Genomic DNA, 19,597 nt, shown 5'->3' with positions numbered 1-19,597 from the left:
CAACACCACCAAGGGGTCCCAATGCGAGCCGGGTGGGGTTCCCGCTATCAACAGCGGCTCGACCGGTGCAGGCTTCTGCGACTGCTGGATCGAGCAGGTAGGCCATGACGTTCCCGCGCTGTCTTGCCGGCGCGGTGGTAGACCCCGAGCTAAGAAACAGTCCTGAACCGGAGCAATGAGCGGTTTCAGGGGTGCCGGGAGTGATAGCCCGATCACTTATTTGCGTGTGGGAGCCAAGTCCCATGGTGCCTCCGAAAAGGTAGCTGCGGTGGATTTGAGCCTTCCGGAGCCCCTGGCCCGGGAAGGATGGTGATCAAGCTAACACACGTGCCGGAAGCGACCTTTGGCGTAGCGATTGTTGCACGCCCGACGGGTCAGCTCCTTACGGATAAGCCCGGGTTACCTGATTTGAGCCTAAGAGATGCTGATGTCGTTGCGCTCGGTGAGTAAGCGGCGCTGACGATCTGCTATGGCAACGCGGCGGGCGGTAGGCGAACGTCCCGCGGCGTTGTGCCGGACGAAGGAGGGGTGCCGTTTCCGGACGCCCAGGACGACCCGACCTTAAGGTCGGGCACGGGCATAGCAGCGAGGAGCCGGCCGCGAGCGAAAGGGTTTCTTATGAAAGGTCGGAAAATACGTCATGCATGCTTACGCACTGCTAGCTTCTTCAGGAATCCCCTCAACGGAAGGAACGAGCATGTCAGTAATCGCAAAGCCGGAAGTGACAACAACCCGGGCAGAAGACCTCAAGGCCCTACCTGCATGGCAGGCTCTGAAGGCTGCCGTCATCAGACTGCAGCAGGTTCAAGTGCAGGACGGTTCCGTTCCGGAACCGGCTGACCATGACCAGGCCCGCCAGAATGTCGGCATCATTACAGACGCAATCAACGACCTGCGCCCCCACCTCCGCCACGACACGGACTACCTTGAACTGCTTGTGCAGGACTTTCAGCGGTGGGCGTCGGAGGGTTTCGTGGTACCGGATTTCCTCGACTCATTGGCAGCCTTCCACCCCGAGCAGTGGCGCACCGATGGGCTGCCGCACCTGGTTGTGTTCCCCATGTACACGCAGAACGGCAGCACCAACCGCTACTTCGAGGCCGTCCTCATCGAGGTCATTTGGCCTTCCTTCGTCGCTGAACTGGAGGCAGCAAACTACTCCAACAAGCTCTTCGTCCCCATCAGCTTCGTCGATTTCACGCCCGGCTATGACACGAACTCCGCAGTTCTCTTCCCCGAGACCGTAGCGGTCCGGAGCACGCCCTCCTTCACGTGGGGAGGCATTTTCGCGGACCGCGAGGCTGCCCGGTTCCGTCGCGTCCTAAAAGCTGCTGCCGACATCACTTCCCTGGACCTGCCGGCTGATGCCGCGGAATTGATCGACGACCAGCACCTCACGGAGAAGACCTTCGTGATGTGGGATCTCATTCATGACCGGACCCACATGCGCGGTGACCTGCCCTTTGACCCTTTCATGATCAAGCAGCGGATGCCGTATTTCCTCTACTCCCTGGAGGAGCTCCGCTGTGACCTGACCGCCTTCCGGGAATCGGTCCTCATCGAGCGGGACGAAACGGCTTCCGAGGACGCCCGCAAGCACGCCAAGCTGGTCCAGTACGCCGTGATCTTCGACCGCATTTTCCGCTTCGCGATTACCGGGAACCGGGTCCGCAACTACGACGCCGTGGGCGGTCAGTTGCTGTTCGCCTGGATGCACCAGCACCGGGTCCTGCACTGGACCGATGGAAAGTTGAGCATCGACTGGAGGGACGTCGCCGGCGTGGTCGTCGAGCTGGGTCTCCGCATCGAGGAACTCTACTGGAGTTCAATCGACCGGCCGAAGACCGCACACTGGCTGGCTGCCTACGAGCTCGTCTCAGAAACCCTCACCCCCCACCCGGCCTCAGTGTGGGCCAAGGGACCCGAGGCCCTTCCGCTCGACGGCCCTCCCCGGGGCCTGACGGACCAGATCCTTGACGACGAATTCCCCCTGTCGATGTTCTACGAGGCACTGGAGAAGAAGATGTCCTCGGTCATTGGATCAACTGCCGGGATCACCGGCAAGAGCCCTGTGCAGACTGACTGCGAGGCAGGCGCATGAGCCGGGACCTCTCCGGGCGTACGGTCGTGGTCGCGGGGTCGACAAGCGCTGCCGGCGTCGCGGTAGTTCGCACCCTCTCCCAAGCAGGGGCACAGGTTGCCGCCGTCGACATTCTTGAGGACCGAGTGCAGGAGCTCTCGGGAGCATATGACAACGTCACGGGCTATGTCTGCAACCTCGCGGACCTGCAGGCCGTTGAGGACTTGGCGACGTCCGTCCGGACCGATCTGGGTCCCGTGGACGGCCTTATCCACCTTGTAGGAGGGTGGCGCGGCGGTACCGGCATTAAAGGCCAGGCCGATGAAGACTGGGACTTCCTGCACACCAGCGTCCTCACCACGCTGAGGAATACCAGCCGCGCCTTTTACGATGACTTGGCAACCTCGCCTGTGGGCCGCCTGGCCATCGTTTCCGCACAGTCCGCGTCCTCGCCGACAGCGGACGGCGCCGCCTATGCCGCCGTTAAGTCCGCCGCCGAGGCATGGACCTTGGCCGTGGCCGACGGGTTCCGTCAGCTGCAGGGAGGACAGGAAAGCCCCCGCTCCGCTCAGCATTCAGCCGCCCTGGTCTTCGTCGTCAAGGCTCTGGTCGATGACCGGATGCGCGCAGCCCAGCCCGAACGGAAATTTCCGGGCTTCACCGATGTCAGTGTCCTTGCCGACGCTGTACAGCGTATTTTCGACCTGGAGGCAGAACAGATCAACGGGCAGCGCTTGCCCCTCACGGCCGGCCACCTCGTGGGCGCACCCGCATAAGCGTCTGATACCCAAGCAGGCGTCCCGCAGCGACTGGCGGGGCGCCTGCACAACCCGGCATGCCAAGGCTTCCCCTCCGATAAGTACGTCGGGGAAGAGTAGCAATTCCATCGGGTGCATCGACCCCTTATGAAATACTCACCGGAACCCCCTCCGCCCGGTAGAGGTTTTCGATGATGGTATCGGCTTGCATGGCACTGATCTTGGGGTACATAGCGCGCAGCTCCTTTGCTGCCAGTTCATGTCCCCGGCTGACGTGGATCGCCCGCAACCAGCTGATCTGCATGCCGGACAGGCGCACTCCTGCCTTGGCGCATTGGCGGTGCTCTATGATCCGCCATACGCTCACCGTCGCCTGGGCGAGCGCCAGCACGGAGATCAGCGGCGTAACGAGTTCATGCTGTGGTTCAGACCAAAGGTGCATAGCTGTAAGGAACACGGAGAGCAACAAAGTCATTGCACCAAAATCCTGCCACCTGAGCCAGTCCAGAAAGCCCAGGGAACGCAATGACGGAACTTCGGAGAGTGCCGCCTTCTCGACTGGAACGGCCGAAACGGCGGTCGACGTTAGTATTACTCCGCCATACCAAAGCGCAGGGTTGGCAGGATCAGCGAATTCGGGCACGGACAGGATGGCGGATCCCAGAATGGCCGCCGGCAGGATGCCGGGAAGAGCATCGGAGGCCTGTGCCCGCATTAGTACCATGGGCTTGGACCGACGGTCCCAGGACAGGATCAGGACGCCGTGGACAACGGCAGTCGCAGCAAAGAGAACCGAAAACACCGTTGACCTGGGTCGATCCAGTTCGGCCTGGAGTATGGCGGCAAGCCACACACCCAGGCACCCGACAAGCACCAGTGTCCCGCCAACCGCGACGGATACCGGTTTCGCATTCCGGACTTCCCGCATGAACCCTGTCCCTTCCCCACAAGGGCGACACTCCTGATACTGCTTAGCTGCATCTTAGGCCTCCGCTTGAACACATATCCTTGCCATGACTCAGCACCAATTGATCCCGGAGCCCGTTCTGTCGAGTCCCTGCCCGCCACTGTCGCTATTCGATCCTGCTTGGTAGCTTCAACGCATGGCCATCAAACTTGAGAACGTCGGCATCGCCGTTCGCGACCTCGAAGCAGCAATCGCCTTTTTCACCGATCTCGGTCTCACGGTCGTCGGGCGTGACACGGTCAGCGGCGAGTGGACCGATACCGCCGTCGGACTTGATGGCAACCACGCCAAAATTGCGATGCTCCAGACCCCCGACGGCCATGGTCGGCTTGAGCTCTTCGAATACATCCACCCCGAAGCGATCGAGCTGCACCCGACCCGTCCCAACGATATCGGCATGCACCGGGTGGCCTTCTCGGTCGACGACATAGACAAAGCCCTTGAGGTCGCTGCAAAGCACGGATGCCATCCGCTACGCGGCGTGGCGACCTATAAGGACGTCTATAAGCTCACGTACCTCCGCGGTCCAAGCGGAATCCTCGTGATGCTTGCCCAGGAACTGAAGAAAGACTGACGCCCGGGGCTTGCCGAATTTGCCGTGTTACTGGGCCCCACGCCATCAAGCTGCGGATCACGCTGTATCAGGAGGAGGCACCCGTTGAACGAGCAGACAGGCCACGCGGACCAGACCAGGCCCGAGCCCCCGATGGCCGGTGACGAGGCCACTACTCTGCTGGGATTCTTGGATCGACAGAGGGCCACCTTCGCTTGGAAAACCAGTGGCCTCGACGCGGCCGGCCTAAGGGCGACGCTCGCCCCCTCGTCGATGACATTGGGCGGCCTGCTCAAGCACATGGCCCGTTTCGAGGACGACATGTCCACGGAGTGGCTGCATGGCCGCAGGCAACTCCCCCCGTGGAACGCCGTGGACTGGGACACCGACCCCGACTGGGACTGGAATTCGGCCAGCGAGGACTCCCCCGAACAACTCTACGAAGGGTGGCAGGACGCAGTGGTCCGCTCCCGCGCCCTCTTCGCCGAGGCGCTAAACGACGGCGGTCCAGGCCGCCAGGGCACAGTTGCCTCCAACCCGGGCATCGAGCTTCCCAGCCTGCGCTACATCCTGCTCAACATGATCGAGGAATACGCGCGCCACAATGGCCATGCCGACCTCCTCCGCGAGTCGGTGGATGGTTTGGTGGGACAGGACCCGCCGGGTTGACGACGGCTCTGCCTAGCTGGCGGGGTCGCGCACGGTCCCATCGCCGTCGACCAGAACGGGCGGAATGCTCTCATTGATGCCGCCGCCGAACACCCACACGCCGGCGTCCTTCGCCTCCTGAACCACCGCGTGCGCCGCATCCGAAACGGCCTGCAGTTCTTCGTCAGGGACGGCCATGGCGGCACTCGGAAACGAGATCAAATACTTGGTCATTGCGCTGACTCCTTCTTCGGCGCCGCCTGTTGGCTCCGGGCTGCTGTGTCGAGAGCTTCCAACACCCGCGCGTTGTTGGCAGCGTCCGTGAGATCGTAGCGGAGCGGCGTACCGTTCAGGACGCTGTCCGCGAAGTGTTCGCCCATCCGCACGAAGTGGTTTTCACCCTTGACCTTGTGATAAATCGTGTCCTGCCCGAAGTGATGCTCCTCGAGGACCGAATCCTCCTCCAGGAGCCCAAAAGGATTGTCGAGGTAAAGCCGGCCCTCGGTGCCTGTCAGTTCCAAAAAGTTGCGCCGTTCGAGGTTCACTCCGGTATCAAAAAGCACGGTTGCGCTGCCGGGGAAGCGCAGCATGCCCGCGACGCTGGTGTCGATGAGGCCTTCGTCGCTGGCGACGCGGTAGTTGCCAAAGGCGGCGACTCCAGTCGGCTCCTGCCCCGTGACCATCCGGCTCACGTTGATGCAATAGCAGCCCGTATCGAATAGTGCGCCGCCGCCAAGCCCGGAATACCAGCGAATGTTGTCGTCCGCGCCCGCGTCGAAGGAGTGACCGACGTGGACGAATGTCAGCTTGCCCACCACCTGGGCGGCGAGCAGCTCCTGCAGCTTCTCGAACCGCGGGTGAAAACGGTACATGAAGCCTTCCAGGACTTTGAGCCCCGTCTCGTCAGCCTTCCGCGCAATTTCCTCACACTCGGCGGCGCTCATCGCCAGAGGCTTTTCACAGAGGACGTGCTTGCCTGCGTCCAGGGATTTTAGGATCCACTCGAGGTGCAATGCGTTCGGCAGCGGAATGTAGACAGCGTCGATGTCGGGGGAAGCAAGCAGTTCCTCATAAGAGCGAAACGCCTGCGGGATGCCGTGCTTATCCGCGTACTCTCTGGCCTTTTCCTCCGTGCGGGAAGCGATACCTACCACCTCACCGTTTTTCGTTTCCTGCAACGCCGGAATGGTCTTGCGGACGATGCGGGCGGCGCCCAGGACGCCCCAGCGCAATTTCTCGCTCATCATTGAACTCTCCTTTTTCACAACCTGCCCCGACTGAGAAGGCTACTGCGGGGGCCCGCCTTCCGCACGCGAACGGGCCGGACTGTTCAAAAAAAGGAAAGACGGCCTCACCAGCCACCGCGCGTCGGCGTATGTCCCTTTCGGGCATCGTCGGGCATTGCCATGTCGGCCCGCAGGCCCAGGAGCCGGATCGGACGGCCGGCTTCGATTGCGGCGGCGAGATCCAAGGCCCGCGTGAGGATTTCGTTCCGGTCGAACGTCTCGGGAATTTTCCTCGCGTGGGTCTTGGTGAAAAAGGGCGCGTACCGAACTTTAAGGGTCAGCCCGACCACGGGCCGTCCTTCGGCCGCAACATCCTCAAGGACACGCGCTGTCAGTTCCCGCACGGCGTCGTCCACCTGGGCAGGCTCGGTCAGGTCGCGCTGGAAGGTGGTTTCACGGCTATGCCCGCGGGCAACCCACGGGGTGTCGTCCACAACGCTGGCACCGTCCCCGCGCCCGAGCTCCGCATACCAGGGACCCATCCGGGGCCCGAACTCCGGAACCAGGTCTTGGGGGTCGGACGCGGCAAGCTCGGCGACTGTGTTGATGCCGAGTTTGGCCAGCCGGCCCGACACCTTGGTTCCGACGCCCCACAGGTCCTTGGTGGGCCGACTGCCCATGACTTCCAGCCAGTTCCCGGCAGTGAGGCGGAAGACGCCGGCCGGCTTGCCGAAACCGGTGGCCACCTTGGCCCGGACCAGGGTGTCGCCGATGCCCACACTGCAATGCAGCTGCGTCCGCTCCAGGACGGCGGCCTGCAGCTGCCGGGCGTAGGCTTCAGGATCCTCTGTCTCTGTGCCGACAAAGGCTTCGTCCCAACCCAGCACCTGCACGGTGGCGCCGGGCTGAGCGCGCAGGGTAGTCATCACAGTTTCAGATGCCGCGAGGTAGGCCTCCGCGTCGACGGGCAGGATTACAGCATCTGGCACTTTCCTGGCCGCAACGCGTAAGGGCATTCCGGAACCCACGCCGAACGCCCTGGCCTCATAGGATGCAGTCGACACCACCGCCCGTTCCGTGGGGTCGCCCCGGCCGCCGACAATGATCGGCTTGCCCGCAAGCTCCGGCCGCCGGAGCACCTCGACCGCCGCGATGAACTGGTCGAGGTCGACGTGCAGCACCCACCGGATTCCGCTCACGCCACTAGTCTGCCCCAAGGTGTTTCAATTCGGGCGACCGCGCTTGGGCCAGTCAATTACCCGTACAACTTCTCACCCCATTGAGTGATCGCTTCTTCACGCTCCAGGAGGAAGCGCAGGAACGCGGCCTGGTTGTCGATTTCCCGTTGCTTGCGGGGAGAGATCCAGTCCAGCACTTCTTTGTCGTCAGCCATTGTGTTCACCCCTTTCACCCTCGTTTCATGCTCACGCCGTTCGGGCAAGATCAGCGAAAGATTCGGGCAAGATAGGCGAAGGTCTAATTTGCGGCGGTTCGGCCCCTAACCGTCAGCACCGGATGCCAGGACCGTACCCACCGCGCCGTCCACAATGACGCGCTGCCCCTCGGCCAGGATGCGCGTGCCCGTGCCCGTCCCCATGACTGCGGGGATTCCGTACTCCCTCGCCACAATCGCCGCATGGGAGCCCAGCCCTCCCATGTCGACGACGACGGCGGCGGCGCGCTGGAACAGCGGCGTCCAGGAGGGGTTCGTGTAGGGGCAGACCAGAATGTCGCCGCTGCGCAGCTGGCCGAACTCGTCCGGTCCCCTGATGATGCGCACGGGTCCTTCCGCGCGGCCGCGGCTGGCCGGCGTGCCGGAGACCAGGACACCGGCAGCAGCGCGGCGGCGTCTGAACAGCAGCGCCGGGTCCAGTAGCGGAATCCCCTCGAGTTCGCGGCGGTTGGTCGCCCTGGCCTGCACGAGCGGCCGGTAACGCTGCCGGACAAAAGCCGGCAGCGCGCCGCCGTCGTCCGTTATTTCCTCCAGTTCCTCAAACCGCAGGTGGAAGATGTCCCTGACGTCATCAATGACACCGGCATTGACGAGGCGCCGGCCGAGCTCCCGGTACGCGCGGCGCATGGGCGGGATGACCTTGGTGGCGTAGAAGTGGCTGTCCTCGCGGAAGGCCATGCCGGCCCGGGCGTCGTCGACGGCGGCCAGCACGTGCTGCCGGATACGGCCGAACCGAAGGAGCGGGTGGCGCTTCAGCTCCGCCAGCGCCGCGCCGGTCTGGTCGGCAATGCTTGGCCGTGGGCCCAGGAGCGCCTTGATGAGCCCCAGCACAACCATGGGAGCCTCGGACCACGTGGGTGAACTGCTCAGCACTACGCTGACGGTTTCGCGGTTCCCGTATTCGCGCAAAAACCCGGCGAACTCCTCGCGGAAGGCAGCATGCGCCGGGTCCTGCTCCACGAGCTGCAGCAAGGCCGGTCCGTCCGATGATTCAAAGGCGGCGGCTAGCTCGGGATCCGCACGGACCATGCCAGCCAGCTGCTCCAGGGACCGGTTCGCCCGGCTGGTCATGGTCTCCGCCCCCGCGACCAGGGCGGAAGCCAGCCTCATCCTGCCCAGCAGCAGGAGCATCAGGCGCAGCCGAAGCATGGGCAGGAATATGCCGGGCATGTACGAGCTGCGCAGGTCGGTGATGCCCTGCATCGTGTCGAAGGACTCGCGCGCAACGCCCACAACCTCGGACCAGCGCAAGGATTCGGGGTCGCGCGCGCTCAGCCGGTCCACCTGCTCCAGGAAGGCGATGAACCGGGAATCGTTCTTCCAGCCGGCCATCTTGTACTGCCGCGCGCGGCGGGCCAGGGTCAGCGGCGCAGCCAGAACGCGGGGCGTTAGCCGCGGGGACGGGGGCACCAGCTGGACCACCACGCCATCTTCCTCGGGCAGCAGCTCCTCCACCGCTGGGAATCGCACTCCAACACTGCCGGCCATCCGGTGCAGCATGGCCAGGATGCCCTGCTCCATCCAGCCGGAAACGTCCAACGGGTAGGGCCGCTGCTGGAACATTTCGACGAAAAATGGCCCCACCCGCCGCTGGATCGCGTTGAGCCGCAACGGCTGCGGCGGCAGCGCCGTCATGGGCCTTGACTGCAGGATATGGATCCGGCCGCCAGCCAGCGCCCACTCGATATCCTGCGGCCGGCCGAAGTGCTCCTGCGCCCTGCGGCCCAGGTCCGCCAACTCCTGCAGCTGGACCGCGGTCAGGGAGGGATCCGAGCTGCGGCTGCCGGGCTTCTCCCGCGTGCCGCCGGCTGGAGCCGGGCTGATCACCACCTCGCCGCCCCCGGGACAGAAGCTGAGGATCCTGCCCGTGCGGTCCAGCACGTAGTGTTCGGGCGTCACCCTACCCGAGACCACTGCCTCCCCCAAGCCCGGACTCGCGTCCACAACAGTCTCACCGCGCTCACCCGTGACGGGGTTGGCCGTGAACATGACGCCTGCGGCGTCTGCCGGCACCATCTTCTGGACGACGACGGCGATCGCCACCTCGCGCGGGTCGATCCCCCGCCGTCCCCGGTAGGCAATGGCACGGTCGGTCCAGAGGGAGGCCCAGCAGTCAGAGACCGCCTGGGCCACCGCGTCCTCGCCGACGACGTTCAGGAACGTGTCCTGCTGGCCGGCGAACGCCGCCCCGGGCAAGTCTTCGGCGGTGGCACTGGAACGCACAGCCACGGCGCCGCCTCCCATCGCCGCATATGCCTCGCCGATCTCCGCGCGCAAAGCTGCCGGCATGTCAAAGCGCGCGAACAGCGCACGGAGGGCCCCACCGTCGGGCGTGTCTTGATTCATGCCGTCAAGGGCCGCCCCGAGCCCCGTCTCTAAAAGGAGCAAGCGGTAAGCATCAGTGGTGACGATAAATCCCGGCGGCACCGGAAATCCGTGCCGCAGCAGTTCGCCAAGTGCTGCGCCCTTCCCGCCGACCGCCGAAAGGTCGCCGCTGCCGAAATCAGCCAGGGAGCCAGTTGTCTTCCGTGTCATCAGAGGCTCCTTTTGACGGGGAACAGCGCCGTTGCCGGCCGACGCCGCAGGGCCGTTTGGGCGTGTAAACGGTACTCCACGGTCACCCGCCCCGCATAGTGTTTGTGCCCCCTTGGCCGCCTGGTTGCGCCGCGTTTCGGACCCCTCTTGACCCTTCGCCACATCGGGACCACACTCGTTACTGATTAACAATTTAGAGATTTGTAAATTCCTGTCGGCATTTCAAGCACGTCTTGCGGCGCTGCGGGCGCAAGCCCCGGCCGCCGCTGTCTATGTATGTTGGGTCTCAAATCCGAGGAGCACCTCATGGGCCACGGGCCGAGTGTTGAGTGGTGGGATGAGCTCGATGAAGTCACGAAGAAGTGGCTTATCGAAAATCCTGGTTGCGTGGTTCTTCCGCGGACCGTGGCAAACGTGGTTCACCAGGCCTCAGGCGGCCACCTCGCCCAAGACCAGCATGGCGAACACCAGCTTTCGGAGGCGGAGCGGACTTTCATCAGGGAGAAGTGCAAAGCAGCCGGGGCATCGGGCGCCGGGAAACAGAACGCTAGCGCTTAACGGTCAGGGGCTTGACCGGCATTACACACGATGCACGCTGCAGGAGAACGACGGCGGCCCCCGCCACGCGGTTGTTTCTGCCCGTGTCGTCGCACCAGTCGATGTTGTACGGCACTGCCGTGACCGCCGCCTTTCCCTGTGCAGTGCGGGCGGGCACGACGAAAGTGTAAGCAAAACCGCCGCCGTCGTTCATTGCCGACGTTGTGTTGATGACTTTGGCGCCAGAGGAATCAGTCACGCTTATTTCGATTCGCGCGTTCGCGCCGTAGCGGGGATTGCAGCCTGCATTCTGTGCCTGGACGGTGACGCTGTCCCCCGGCCTGGCTTCCGACGGCGTCACCGAATACTGCGGCGGAAAGCAGGGCGGCTCCCCGGCCGGCGAGGGCCCGCAGCCCGCAGCGGCCATCACCACCATCGAGCCAACAGACACGACGGCGGCGAATCCCCGACACCCCGCATAGGAAGCCACACCGCCATTATGGCCCCCAAACAGCACATACGTTGTCCTAGCCACAAACAGCCAACAGAAGGAAAATCCCATGCCCACCTGGCTCATCACAGGCTGCTCCACCGGACTCGGCCGGGCCCTCGCCCAGGCAGTGCTCGCGCGTGGCCACAATGCGGTGGTCACCGCACGGAACGTCAACGCTGTGAAGGACATCGCGGCCTACTTCCCCGACACCGCACTGGCCCTCCCCCTCGATGTCACCAACAAAGAACAGATCAGCTCTGCCGTGCAGCAGGCGCACGCACGGTTCGGCGGCATTGACGTCCTCGTCAACAACGCCGGTTACGGCTACCGCGCCGCCGTGGAAGAAGCGGACGACGCCGACATCCGCCAACTGTTCGACACGAACCTTTTCGGCGCCGTCGACATGATCAAGGCGGTCCTGCCGGACATGCGCGCGAAGCGGTCGGGGGCAATCCTGAACGTCTCCTCCATCGGCGCACGCATCTCGCCGGCCGGTTCCGGCTACTACTCCGCCACCAAGGCGGCACTGGAGGGCCTGTCCGGTTCGCTGCACAAGGAACTCCAGCCCCTCGGCATCAGTGTCACCGTCATTGAACCCGGCGCGTTCCGCACAGACTTCGCCGGCCGCTCGCTCACGCAGTCGGCAACGGCGATTCCGGACTACGCGGACACGGCCGGCAAGCGCCGCAAGGAGAACGACACCGTCCACGGCACGCAGCCGGGCGACCCGGGCAAAGCCGCTGAGGCGATCATCGCCGTCGTCGAAAGCCCCAACCCGCCGTCGCTGCTGGTGCTCGGCCAGGACGCCTTTGGTGCGTTTGCCGCCGTCGCCGACGCCCAGCGCGCCGAACTGGACCAATGGCGCGAGCTGAGCCTCAGCACGGGCATCGGCGTATAACGACCGGCACGGCGGTGCCGGGCCTGTGCGGTGCCGGCCTTCTGAGCGGGGCCCGTCCCTTATGGAAGAAGCCCGGACAGCGGCTCTACTCGGCTTCGAAGCCGAGGCGGTCGCGGACAAGCTTCGCGACGACGGCAGCGTGCTGGTTCTTGTCCGAGCGAGCTTCTGATTTGAGCGTCGCAAGATATGCAACGTAGGCGGCAGTGCGGGTGTCGTAGGCCGCGGCGCGCGTCTCGAGCGCCAGGGCAAGCGTGGCATGCGCCTGGGCCAGCCTGATCTGCAGTTCGGCGTCGACATCGGCCCCCGAGAGGGCTTGCTCGGCGGCGGAGAGAAGGGACTGTGCGATGTCGGCGTGCTCGTTCGCGGCCAGCTGGCCAAGGTCGGGCTGCAATGACTCTGCCTCTCTTCATTCAGCTCGCGACGGGCAGACGCGAGATGTCAAGTAAGCGTAAAACACGATGTGTGGTTCTGTTATGCCCCCGCGTTTGTTGCTCAGGACAGACCGGCAGCGATTTCTTCGACGGCATCGACAAGCGCGGCCATCGCTTTCGGGCCACCGTGCCCTTCGCTCTCGATGACGATGAGACGGCTGCCTTCCCATCGTTGATGGAGCTCCCAGGCCGTGACGGCGGGGCCGCTCACATCTCTCCGTCCGTGAATGAGGTAGCCGGGTATCCCGTTGAGCTGGTGGATCCTCTCCATGATGGCTTGACCGCCGCTGAGGAAGGCGTCGTGGGACCAGTAGTGGGTTACGAGAATGGCGAAGGTCATGCGCTGGCGGTGGTCCTCAAACATGGGGCCGGGTTGCCACAGCGGGTCCAAGGAAATGTGCGTCGATTCCCACCGGTCCCAAGCCAGAGATGCCGCCTCGGCGTCGTCCCTGTCGTCGCCTGCGAGGCGGCGGGCGTACGCTTCGACCACTCGCTCTCCGGGTCTGCGATTGGCTGCCTTCGCGAACTCTTCCCAAGCTTCCGGGAAGATCCTTCGCACGCCTTCCGTGATCCACTGAACCTCCTCTCGGCTCGTGGTTGTCACGGCCACCAGTGCGACCCCGTACACCCGCTCCCGGTGCTGAAGCGCATATGCCAACGCCAGCGTGCTTCCCCATGACGCCCCTGTGACGATCCACTTCCGAATTCCAAGATTCTGGCGCACTGCCTCGATGTCCTCGATCATTGCCTGGGTGGTGTTTGCCGGCAGGGAGCCCAGATCGTCCTGGACCGCCGGAGTGCTCCTCCCGCAGCCGCGCTGATCCAGGCCGACGGTCCAGAATTTTGAACTGTCATGGCGGGTACGGTAGCCCTGACCCAGGGGAGCGCCGGGCCCGCCGTGGAGGAAGAGCACGGGAATCCCCGAGGGGTTCCCGGTCGTCTCCCAATAGATTTCTGCCCGGCCTACATCCACCCAGCCGGCGTTCTCCCCCGTCATGCAGCAACACTACGAGAAGGACTCCGGCAGGGGTAGGGTCCGTGCGGGCGTCAGTTGAATGGCGCCGGTCCTCATGAGGGTCCTGGACTCCCTGGTGACGAAGACGATGGAATCGGAAGTTGCCCAACTGCAGAAGCTCAAGGAAGTCATCGAAGCAGGTTAGGCCGCGGAACCGGCGGCGAGGGCGCATCGGCTCCCGCAAGGCCAGGCGAACGCTATAAAGATCGTTGACAAATTCAATCAGTTAAATAACCATTAGTTGTCCCCTTCAACTAATTCAGACTGACTGAGGTTGCCCGAAATGACTCGTACCTTGCGCCAAAGCTGCCGCACCATCGCTTCCACATCAGCCCTTGCTGCCCTGCTCGTTGCGGCCGCGGCGACCCCGCCTGTCCTCGCCGCCCAGCCCTCCGCAGATGCTTCGGTGCCGGCCTCCGCACAAGCAGCAGCATCAACAGCACCACCGGCGGCCGCCACCGGCGCCCTCGCCAACGGAGCAGCCTGGCGTGCCGAGGTGCCGGCGAATTGGAACGGAAAGCTGGTTCTCTTTGCCCACGGCTTCCGCCCGGGGCCGGCAAACCCGGCCTGGGACGCGGGATTCGCACCCACGGCCAGCGCGCTGGTCGCCCGCGGCTACGCCGTCGCCTCCTCGTCCTATGCAACTGCGGGCTGGGCGCTCGGAACCGCAGCCCAGGACCAGCTGGACACCCTGGCCGCCTTCGAGGAGCGCTTCGGCAAGGCAAATCGGGTCATCGCCGTCGGACGTTCCATGGGAGGCCTCGTGACGAGCATGATGGCGGAAATCCCTGACGCCGGCATCGACGGCGCCGTCAGCGCCTGCGGCCTGGTGGGCGGCGGGGTTTCCCTGAACAACTACCAGCTCGACGCTGCCTATGCGGCGGCGGAACTGCTCCTTCCCGGACAGGACATCCGCCTCACCGGCTTCACTACGCCGGCGGAGTCCGCCGAAACAATAGCCGCGCTGAAGGGAGCCCTGCAGCAAGCCACCGCATCCGCCGAAGGCCGTGCCCGGCTGGCACTGGTGGCCGCGCTGCTGAACACCCCGACCGAACTCGACGGCATTGACGCGGGCAGTCCGGAGGCCCTGGCATCCGCCCAGGCGAAGCTGGTCCTCGAGACGCTCCCCGCGGTGATCGAACGGCGCCACACGATTGTCAATGCCGCCGGCGGCGACAGCGGCTGGACCGCCGGTGTCGACTACGCAAAACTCCTGCAGTCCTCAGCCCAGCGCCAGCTGGTGGAGCACATGTACGCCACGGCGGGCCTGAACCTGAACGGTGACCTTTCCACGCTCACGGTCAACGCGGACATTGAGCCCAGCAATCAGGGCCTCCGATGGATGCTGCGGACCTCCACCCCCACCGGCGAGCTCCAGGTGCCGCTGCTGGCCACCCACACCACGGTGGACCTCCTGGCCCCCGTCGAATACCAGGAGGAGTACGCAGAAACAGTTCGCCAGGCTGGCGGGAGTTCCCTGTTCCGCCAGGCGTTCGTCGGCCGGGCAGGACATTGCAACTTCACGGTGGCGGAGAACATCGCCGCCATCGAGGCCATGGACCAGCGGCTCCAAAACGGCCACTGGGGTTCAGTGGCCACAACGGCCAACCTGCAGGACTTCGCAACGTCGCTGAACCTGGACGGCGCCAACTACGTCGAGTTTCGTCCGGACGAATTCATCAACGACCGGGCATGGACGCCCACCCGCTAAGCCAGGGAGATGCGCCTGCTCCGCTACTGGTCCAGTTCGGGCCACAGCGCCTTGCGGAGCAGGCGTTTCAGCTCCGCCACTTCACCCCGGCTCAGCCGGTCCAGTGCCTCCGACTCGGCCCGGCGCGTCGCCTTGCTGGCCTCCGTGAACAGCCGCTGCCCCGCCGTGGTGGCCGTGACGATCTTGGCCCGCCGGTCCTGCTTTCCGGGCTCCCTCAGCACCAACCCCCGCCTTTCCAGGTCATCCACCAGGGAGACGATCTGGCTGGGGTCCAGGCTGAGAAAATCAGCCATCTCCCGCTGGCTCGGCTCCAGACCGCTCGCGGCCAGGGCCAGCACGGAGTAGGAGCGCTCCTTGAGCTCATGCTCCTGCAGTGCCCGGTTGTTAACCACCGACCCCGCGGCATGCAGCTTGGCCAGAAGGAAGCCGGCGTCGTTGCTGATGGAGGCGGGAACCAGCTTGTCCGCCGCAGGGGCGAGCTGCCCCGTCCCGGTCTCAGTCATGACCCTCCAATAGTGATCAAAAATAATCATTGACTTTTTCAACTATCCAGATTTTCATGGATACAGAACAGCATCCCATGCCGAAGCGTAGGATGCACGATCCGCTAGCAAAGGAGCAGCAATGAGCCTGTCAGGCAAAGTAGCAATCGTCACGGGCAGCGGCCGCGGTCTCGGCCTGGCCTACGCCCGCGAACTCGCCCGCCAGGGTGCCGCTGTCGTCATTAATGACGTTGACGCGGACGTCGCCTCGGAAGCAGTCCGGACCATCGAGGCCGACGGCGGCAGCGCGGCTGGCGTCGTCGCTCCCGTCGGCAGCACGGAAGTTGCGCAGCAGCTGGTCCAGGCGGCGGTCAATGCGTTCGGCCGCCTCGACATCCTGGTCACCAACGCCGGCATCCTGCGGGACAAGAGCCTGCTGAAGATGACCGACGAGGATTTCGATGCCGTCATCAACGTCCACCTCCGCGGCACCTTTACCTGTGTCCGCGAGGCCTTCGCCTACTTCAAGGCCAACAACGTTCAGGGTCGCATCATCACCATCGGCTCCCCGACCGGCCAGCGCGGCAACTTCGGCCAGACCAACTACGCGGCCGCGAAGGCCGGCATCGTTGGCATGGTCCGGACCTGGGCCCTGGAGATGAAGAAGGCCGGCGTCACCGCAAACGCCGTCATCCCGGTGGCCGCCACCGCCATGACCAAGACAGTCCCCTACTTCCAGAAGGCCGTCGAGGCGGACGAACGCGGTGAGGCCATGCCGTCGTTCTTCCGTCACGACCTCGGCTTCGGAACCGCCGACGACGTCGCCGGGCTGATTGCCTTCCTCGCCTCCGATGAAGCCGCCGGCATCACCGGCCAGGCCATCGGCGTCGGCGGGGACCGCCTCCAGGTCTGGACACACCCGACGGCGGCCACCACCGAATACCGCGACGGCGGCTGGAGTTACGAGGCCCTGCGCCAGAACGCAGGCACCCTCTTCACCCCGGACACGCTGCAGGGCTATGGCGAGGAGTTCCTCCCCCTGCCGGCAGAGCTTCAGCCCGAATCCCGGCCGGTCCAGCCCGAACCGGCGCGGGTGCCCTGACATGGCCACCACCCCCTACGAACTGGGCATCGACGCCGCAAAGATCGACGCGGTCGACATGCACGTCCACCTCGAAGTGGACAGCTGCGGCCACGGCTCGCTTCCGGACGCCCTGATCGAGGCCTCTTCCAAGTACTTCAAGGCCGAAGACCGCACCCCGTCCCTGGACCGCATCGCCGATGTGTACCGCGAACTGAACATGGCCGCCGTGGTTTTCACCGTGGATGCCCGGACCCAGCTCCAGCACGAGCCCAATAGCATCCCGGAACTCATCGCCGGCGCCGCCCGGAACAACGACGTCCTGATCCCGTTCGGCAGCGTCGACCCCCGCACCGGCGAGGACGCCGTCGTCGGCGCCAAGCACCAGGCCGTGGAACTGGGCGCCCGCGGCTTCAAGTTCCACCCGAGCCTGCAGGGCTTCGACCCCTCCAACGAGCGCTTCTACCCGCTCTGGGAGACGCTTCAGGAACTGGGCCTGCCCGCGATTTTCCACACCGGACAGAACGGCATGGGCGCGGGTCTGCCAGGCGGGTACGGCATCAAGCTGGCCTACTCGAACCCGCTGCTGCTGGACGCCGTGGCCGCGGACTTCCCGGAGCTGCAGATCATCATGGCCCATCCCTCGGTGCCGTGGCAGGACGAGGCCAACTCGATCGCCACCCACAAGGCGAATGTGTTCATCGACCTCTCCGGCTGGTCACCCAAGTACTTCCCGGAGTCCCTGGTGAAAGCGTCCAACTCCTACCTGCAGGACAAGGTCCTGTTCGGCACGGACTTCCCGCTCATCACGCCGCAGAAGTGGCTGGGCGCCTTCGCCGACCTGCCGCTGAAGGACGAGGTACGGCCGAAGATCCTCAAGCACAACGCCATCCGCCTGCTCGGACTGGGGGCAAGATGAGCACCACCACGGCTGAGCGGACTCCTGCTGCCGAGAAGACCCGGCTGTATGGTGTCTGCGACTACTACGATGCCGAATCCCTCCTCACCGAGGATGAGCGCCAGGTCCTCGGCCGGCTCCGTGACTTCCTGGACCGCGAGGCCAGGCCGCTGCTGGCCGATTACTGGGAGCGCGGCGAGTTCCCGGAGCAGCTGGCCAACCCGCTGATCGACCTGGACCTGATGGAACCCGCCGAACTCACGGGTGCCTGGGGTACGGAACGAATCGCCGCCCGCGGGATCTACCAGGGTTTCCGGATCTTCGAACTCGCCCGCACCGATGCCTCGCTGGCCACCTGGTACACCGCCCAGGCCGGGCTCTTCCGCACCGCCATCCGCGTCGGCGCCTCGCCGGAGCAGCAGCACGAGTGGATGCCGAAAGTCATCGACTTCTCCCTCAAGGGCGTTTTCTGCCTGACCGAGCCCGAGTCCGGTTCGGACATCGCAGGAGGGCTGGCCACCACCGCTCGCCGGCAACATGACGGCAGCTGGATCATCGGTGGCGCCAAACGCTGGATCGGCGGGGCCGCCACTGCGGACGTCCTCGCCGTTTTCGCCAGGGACGTGGCTGACGGGCAGGTCAAGGCCTTCCTGGTTGACCGGGAGGCCGACGGCGTGACGCTGGAGAAAATCCACGGCAAGACCTCGCTGCGGATGATGCAGAACGCGCACATCACCCTCAGCAGCGTGCGCGTGCCGGAATCCATGCGTCTGCATCAGGTGACCTCGTTCCGGGACGTCGCGGCGATGCTGCGGGCCATGCGGTCGGATGTGGCCTGGGTTGCCGCCGGCATCCAGGCCGGCGCATTCGAAGCGGCGCTCCGGTACGTCACCGGACGCAGCCAGTTCGGCCGCCCGGTGGGCTCCTTCCAGCTGGTCCAGGAAAAGCTCGCCCGGATGCTCGGCAACGTCACGGCCAGTCTCTCCCTGGTGGTCCGGCTGACCGAACAGCAGGCCAAGGGCATCTACCGCGACCAGGACTCAGCCCTGGCCAAGATGCAGACCAGCCTGTTCATGCGCGACACTGTCGCCCTGGCCCGCGAAGTGGTGGGCGGCAACGGCATCACACTCGCCGCCGACGTCGCCCGGTTCCACGCCGACGCCGAAGCCGTCTACTCGTACGAGGGCACCCACGAAATCAATGCCCTTATCATCGGCCGCGCCCTCACCGGCGAAAGCGCCTTCACCCGCTAACTGAAAAACCACCAATGCAAGCCCGACGGCGGCAGCACCGCAGCGCCGTCGTACTTCCGCAACGCCAAATTTCCGCAACTGCAACATCACCCAGGAGGCACCACATGCCCAATCTCGTCGTAGACTTCGACAAACTGCTCACCCTCGCCGGCACCGATCTGGGCGTCACGGAATACCGCGAAATCACCCAGGAACAGATCAACAAATTCGCCGACGCCACGGGTGACGACCAGTGGATCCACGTGGACCCCGAGCGCGCCAAGGTCGGCCCGTTCGGCGCCCCGATCGCGCACGGCTTCCTCACGCTCTCGCTCATCATCCCCTTCTGGGGCGAGCTGTTCGACGTCGACGGCGTCAGCACCAAGGTCAACTACGGCCTGGACAAGGTCCGGTTCACCTCCCCGGTCAAGGTGGGCTCACGGATCCGCATGCAGGCCACCATCGCCGAGGTCACCGAGGTCAAGGGCGGCGCCCAGATCAAGGTTTCCAACACCATCGAGATTGAAGGCCAGGAGCGCCCTGCCGTCGTGGCCGAATTCCTCGCCCGTTTCTACAAGTAAGCCGCTTCCAGAGGGAAG

20 protein-coding genes and 1 pseudogene are annotated in these 19,597 nt (G+C 64.8%); 11 read left to right on the top strand and 10 right to left on the bottom strand.

Annotated features, from left to right (window positions below; translation table 11 throughout):
* Positions 1-697: 697 nt before the first annotated feature.
* Entirely contained in the window at positions 698-2,101 is a 1,404-nt protein-coding gene (locus AC5RWD_RS09405; protein ID WP_494019750.1) for a DUF6421 family protein, read from the top strand.
* Positions 2,098-2,856: an SDR family NAD(P)-dependent oxidoreductase gene (locus AC5RWD_RS09400; RefSeq protein ID WP_494019749.1), complete on the top strand. Its 759-nt coding sequence runs from the start codon at positions 2,098-2,100 to the stop codon at positions 2,854-2,856. The genes AC5RWD_RS09405 and AC5RWD_RS09400 overlap by 4 nt, the downstream gene beginning before the upstream one ends.
* 127 nt (positions 2,857-2,983) lie before the next feature.
* Here AC5RWD_RS09400 and AC5RWD_RS09395 read toward each other — a convergent pair whose 3' ends face one another.
* Positions 2,984-3,553: a hypothetical protein gene (locus AC5RWD_RS09395; protein WP_494019748.1), complete on the bottom strand. Its 570-nt coding sequence runs from the start codon at positions 3,551-3,553 to the stop codon at positions 2,984-2,986.
* A gap of 388 nt (positions 3,554-3,941) precedes the next feature.
* On the opposite strand from AC5RWD_RS09395, the gene AC5RWD_RS09390 reads away from it, so the two are divergent.
* Entirely contained in the window at positions 3,942-4,379 is a 438-nt protein-coding gene (locus AC5RWD_RS09390; protein WP_494019747.1) for a VOC family protein, read from the top strand.
* A gap of 84 nt (positions 4,380-4,463) precedes the next feature.
* Complete coding sequence (locus AC5RWD_RS09385; RefSeq protein WP_494019746.1) at positions 4,464-5,027, top strand: DinB family protein; 564 nt, start codon at positions 4,464-4,466, stop codon at positions 5,025-5,027.
* 24 nt (positions 5,028-5,051) lie between these two features.
* Here the strand turns inward: AC5RWD_RS09385 and AC5RWD_RS09380 are convergent.
* From AC5RWD_RS09380 to AC5RWD_RS09355, 6 genes and pseudogenes are all read right to left on the bottom strand, one after another.
* Positions 5,052-5,240, bottom strand: a pseudogene (locus AC5RWD_RS09380) (transcription initiation protein); the annotation flags it as partial.
* Positions 5,237-6,253, bottom strand: coding sequence for a Gfo/Idh/MocA family protein (locus tag AC5RWD_RS09375; RefSeq protein ID WP_494019745.1), 1,017 nt, complete (start codon positions 6,251-6,253; stop codon positions 5,237-5,239). The pseudogene AC5RWD_RS09380 and the gene AC5RWD_RS09375, both read right to left, overlap by 4 nt.
* Before the next feature lie 104 nt (positions 6,254-6,357).
* Positions 6,358-7,431 (bottom strand): DNA polymerase IV, encoded by a 1,074-nt coding sequence (locus AC5RWD_RS09370; protein ID WP_494019744.1) that lies wholly within the window; start codon positions 7,429-7,431, stop codon positions 6,358-6,360.
* Positions 7,432-7,487: 56 nt separating this feature from the next.
* Positions 7,488-7,625, bottom strand: a complete 138-nt coding sequence (locus AC5RWD_RS09365) for a hypothetical protein (RefSeq protein ID WP_494019743.1) — start codon at positions 7,623-7,625, stop codon at positions 7,488-7,490.
* 105 nt (positions 7,626-7,730) lie between these two features.
* Positions 7,731-10,220: a PEP/pyruvate-binding domain-containing protein gene (locus AC5RWD_RS09360; protein WP_494019742.1), complete on the bottom strand. Its 2,490-nt coding sequence runs from the start codon at positions 10,218-10,220 to the stop codon at positions 7,731-7,733.
* Between the two features lie 547 nt (positions 10,221-10,767).
* Positions 10,768-11,016, bottom strand: a complete 249-nt coding sequence (locus AC5RWD_RS09355) for a hypothetical protein (RefSeq protein WP_494019741.1) — start codon at positions 11,014-11,016, stop codon at positions 10,768-10,770.
* Between the two features lie 64 nt (positions 11,017-11,080).
* Here AC5RWD_RS09355 and AC5RWD_RS09350 point away from each other — a divergent pair, with 64 nt between their 5' ends.
* Positions 11,081-11,239, top strand: coding sequence for a hypothetical protein (locus AC5RWD_RS09350; protein WP_494019740.1), 159 nt, complete (start codon positions 11,081-11,083; stop codon positions 11,237-11,239).
* 78 nt (positions 11,240-11,317) lie between these two features.
* Complete coding sequence (locus AC5RWD_RS09345; RefSeq protein WP_494019739.1) at positions 11,318-12,148, top strand: oxidoreductase; 831 nt, start codon at positions 11,318-11,320, stop codon at positions 12,146-12,148.
* A gap of 85 nt (positions 12,149-12,233) precedes the next feature.
* Here the strand turns inward: AC5RWD_RS09345 and AC5RWD_RS09340 are convergent, their stop codons facing one another.
* Together AC5RWD_RS09340 and AC5RWD_RS09335 are read right to left on the bottom strand one after the other, a co-directional pair.
* Positions 12,234-12,539, bottom strand: coding sequence for a hypothetical protein (locus AC5RWD_RS09340; RefSeq protein ID WP_494019738.1), 306 nt, complete (start codon positions 12,537-12,539; stop codon positions 12,234-12,236).
* 101 nt (positions 12,540-12,640) lie between these two features.
* Entirely contained in the window at positions 12,641-13,576 is a 936-nt protein-coding gene (locus AC5RWD_RS09335) for an alpha/beta fold hydrolase (protein WP_494019737.1), read from the bottom strand.
* A gap of 301 nt (positions 13,577-13,877) precedes the next feature.
* Between AC5RWD_RS09335 and AC5RWD_RS09330 the strand changes: the two genes are divergently transcribed.
* Positions 13,878-15,305: an alpha/beta hydrolase family protein gene (locus tag AC5RWD_RS09330; RefSeq protein WP_494019736.1), complete on the top strand. Its 1,428-nt coding sequence runs from the start codon at positions 13,878-13,880 to the stop codon at positions 15,303-15,305.
* Between the two features lie 23 nt (positions 15,306-15,328).
* Here the strand turns inward: AC5RWD_RS09330 and AC5RWD_RS09325 are convergent, their stop codons facing one another.
* Entirely contained in the window at positions 15,329-15,808 is a 480-nt protein-coding gene (locus tag AC5RWD_RS09325) for a MarR family winged helix-turn-helix transcriptional regulator (RefSeq protein WP_494019735.1), read from the bottom strand.
* A 121-nt stretch (positions 15,809-15,929) separates the two neighbouring features.
* Here AC5RWD_RS09325 and AC5RWD_RS09320 point away from each other — a divergent pair, with 121 nt between their 5' ends.
* The 4 genes from AC5RWD_RS09320 (at position 15,930) to AC5RWD_RS09305 (ending at position 19,579) form a co-directional block, all read left to right on the top strand.
* Positions 15,930-16,889, top strand: a complete 960-nt coding sequence (locus AC5RWD_RS09320; RefSeq protein ID WP_494019734.1) for an SDR family NAD(P)-dependent oxidoreductase — start codon at positions 15,930-15,932, stop codon at positions 16,887-16,889.
* A 1-nt stretch (position 16,890) separates the two neighbouring features.
* Positions 16,891-17,787, top strand: a complete 897-nt coding sequence (locus AC5RWD_RS09315) for an amidohydrolase family protein (RefSeq protein ID WP_494019733.1) — start codon at positions 16,891-16,893, stop codon at positions 17,785-17,787.
* The gene (locus AC5RWD_RS09310) at positions 17,784-19,019 is read left to right on the top strand and encodes an acyl-CoA dehydrogenase family protein (RefSeq protein ID WP_494019732.1); all 1,236 of its coding nucleotides are present in this window, start codon (positions 17,784-17,786) and stop codon (positions 19,017-19,019) included. The genes AC5RWD_RS09315 and AC5RWD_RS09310 overlap by 4 nt, the downstream gene beginning before the upstream one ends.
* A 104-nt stretch (positions 19,020-19,123) precedes the next feature.
* Positions 19,124-19,579 carry a MaoC family dehydratase gene (locus tag AC5RWD_RS09305; protein WP_494019731.1) on the top strand — a complete coding sequence of 152 codons (456 nt, stop codon included), beginning with the start codon at positions 19,124-19,126 and terminating at the stop codon, positions 19,577-19,579.
* Positions 19,580-19,597: the final 18 nt, after the last annotated feature.

The organism is Arthrobacter sp. CMU6 (genome assembly GCF_059090205.1).
Note: the sequence above shows the minus strand (reverse complement) of the source record. Positions and strands in the feature narration are given on the sequence as shown.

Bases quoted from the DNA above. Each gene is read 5' to 3' on its own strand.
- AC5RWD_RS09395 (WP_494019748.1), bottom strand. From the start codon at position 3,553: ATGCGGGCACAGGCCTCCGATGCTCTTCCCGGCATCCTGCCGGCGGCC.
- AC5RWD_RS09335 (WP_494019737.1), bottom strand. From the start codon at position 13,576: ATGACGGGGGAGAACGCCGGCTGGGTGGATGTAGGCCGGGCAGAAATC.
- AC5RWD_RS09330 (WP_494019736.1), top strand. From the start codon at position 13,878: ATGACTCGTACCTTGCGCCAAAGCTGCCGCACCATCGCTTCCACATCA.
- AC5RWD_RS09375 (WP_494019745.1), bottom strand. From the start codon at position 6,253: ATGATGAGCGAGAAATTGCGCTGGGGCGTCCTGGGCGCCGCCCGCATC.
- AC5RWD_RS09320 (WP_494019734.1), top strand. From the start codon at position 15,930: ATGAGCCTGTCAGGCAAAGTAGCAATCGTCACGGGCAGCGGCCGCGGT.
- AC5RWD_RS09325 (WP_494019735.1), bottom strand. From the start codon at position 15,808: ATGACTGAGACCGGGACGGGGCAGCTCGCCCCTGCGGCGGACAAGCTG.
- AC5RWD_RS09345 (WP_494019739.1), top strand. From the start codon at position 11,318: ATGCCCACCTGGCTCATCACAGGCTGCTCCACCGGACTCGGCCGGGCC.
- AC5RWD_RS09315 (WP_494019733.1), top strand. From the start codon at position 16,891: ATGGCCACCACCCCCTACGAACTGGGCATCGACGCCGCAAAGATCGAC.
- AC5RWD_RS09360 (WP_494019742.1), bottom strand. From the start codon at position 10,220: ATGACACGGAAGACAACTGGCTCCCTGGCTGATTTCGGCAGCGGCGAC.
- AC5RWD_RS09405 (WP_494019750.1), top strand. From the start codon at position 698: ATGTCAGTAATCGCAAAGCCGGAAGTGACAACAACCCGGGCAGAAGAC.
- AC5RWD_RS09365 (WP_494019743.1), bottom strand. From the start codon at position 7,625: ATGGCTGACGACAAAGAAGTGCTGGACTGGATCTCTCCCCGCAAGCAA.
- AC5RWD_RS09305 (WP_494019731.1), top strand. From the start codon at position 19,124: ATGCCCAATCTCGTCGTAGACTTCGACAAACTGCTCACCCTCGCCGGC.
- AC5RWD_RS09390 (WP_494019747.1), top strand. From the start codon at position 3,942: ATGGCCATCAAACTTGAGAACGTCGGCATCGCCGTTCGCGACCTCGAA.
- AC5RWD_RS09310 (WP_494019732.1), top strand. From the start codon at position 17,784: ATGAGCACCACCACGGCTGAGCGGACTCCTGCTGCCGAGAAGACCCGG.
- AC5RWD_RS09400 (WP_494019749.1), top strand. From the start codon at position 2,098: ATGAGCCGGGACCTCTCCGGGCGTACGGTCGTGGTCGCGGGGTCGACA.